This window comes from Enterobacter sp. SCRI0065 (genome assembly GCF_059766475.1).
In genome coordinates, this window is the sequence record NZ_JCBAJB010000039.1 from 1 (window position 1) to 416 (window position 416).

At 63.9% G+C, this 416-nt stretch carries 1 protein-coding gene; it reads left to right on the forward strand.

The genetic code is table 11. The annotated features are described in order from the left end of the window. Nucleotides 1–416: phosphomethylpyrimidine synthase ThiC (locus tag AC6EMZ_RS23315; RefSeq protein WP_498405186.1), on the forward strand; the 416-nt coding region annotated here is incomplete at both ends.

Consider the following 416-nt stretch of genomic DNA (forward strand, 5'->3'; position numbering starts at 1 on the left):
GCGAAATCATGAAGGCGTACGACGTGTCGTTCAGCCTGGGTGATGGCTTGCGCCCCGGTTGCATTGCCGACTCGAACGACGCCGCGCAATTCGGCGAGCTGCACACGCTGGGCGAACTGACCAAGAAGGCGTGGGAGCACGACGTGCAGGTCATGATCGAAGGCCCGGGCCACGTGCCGCTGCAGCGCGTGCAGGCCAACATGGACGAAGAGCTGAAGCACTGCTTCGAAGCGCCGTTCTACACGCTTGGGCCCCTGGTGACCGACATCGCCCCGGGCTATGACCACATCACCAGCGGCATCGGCGCGGCCAACATCGGCTGGTACGGCACCGCCATGCTGTGCTACGTCACGCCCAAGGAACACCTGGGCCTGCCCGACAAGGAAGACGTGCGCGAAGGCATCATCACCTACAAG